Genomic DNA, 634 nt, shown 5'->3' on the forward strand with positions numbered 1-634 from the left:
TGTTTCAGGGTCTTTGGGTGCATGGGACGGCGCAAGGCATGGCGATAGGGATGGCTCAAGTGATACGCTGGTTGGGTGATGCGTTCGTTATGAATATCTAACATGAGACTTCTCCTGATCCAGTGTCTGGATGCGTGGCGCTGGGGGGATCCCGCACGCAATTTCGAGTATGACCATTGGGTGAGTCAGCTAGTGGCGGGAGACTTCATAGTTTCGATTCCTGCTTGTCACACGCAAGCGACTGCCTGAGACCGTGCGTATTGCGAGGAAAATAGCCGGTGGATCGCGATTTAGTGCGGGAGACAACATATGTCTAAGAGGATGGCTCGGTGTCATCTTCGTTGTCAACCCCACACCGCGAGAATCCCCTCGCTTTAGCCATGGGGAGGAAAGCGGGAAGTTGGTTTTGACTTAGATTTGTCTTGCATTATATATCTAGCATCTGTATAATTAGTACATGGGCGATTACACCATAAAATACAAGAGCAACCTGAACGTAGTTTACTCTTGCAAGTACCATGTTATATGGTGTCCGAAGTATCGGCGTTCGGTTTTAGTGAAGGGCGTTGACGTTCGGCTGAAAGAAATTATACAAGACGTTGCTACTGAGTATAAATGTGAAATATTGGAACTT

The 634-nt window shown here is 47.9% G+C and carries 2 protein-coding genes; both read left to right on the forward strand.

Annotation, left to right across the window (positions count from 1 at the left end):
* Positions 1-102: 102 nt before the first annotated feature.
* A complete protein-coding gene (locus IV91_RS18940; RefSeq protein WP_197456531.1) occupies positions 103-249 on the forward strand; it encodes a hypothetical protein in 147 nt (48 codons plus the stop codon).
* A gap of 208 nt (positions 250-457) precedes the next feature.
* Positions 458-634: IS200/IS605 family transposase (gene tnpA / locus IV91_RS17475; protein ID WP_150112495.1), on the forward strand; the 177-nt coding region annotated here is incomplete at its 3' end.

Source organism: Ferrovum myxofaciens, assembly GCF_000735045.1.
GTDB classification, from domain to species: domain Bacteria; phylum Pseudomonadota; class Gammaproteobacteria; order Burkholderiales; family Ferrovaceae; genus Ferrovum; species Ferrovum myxofaciens.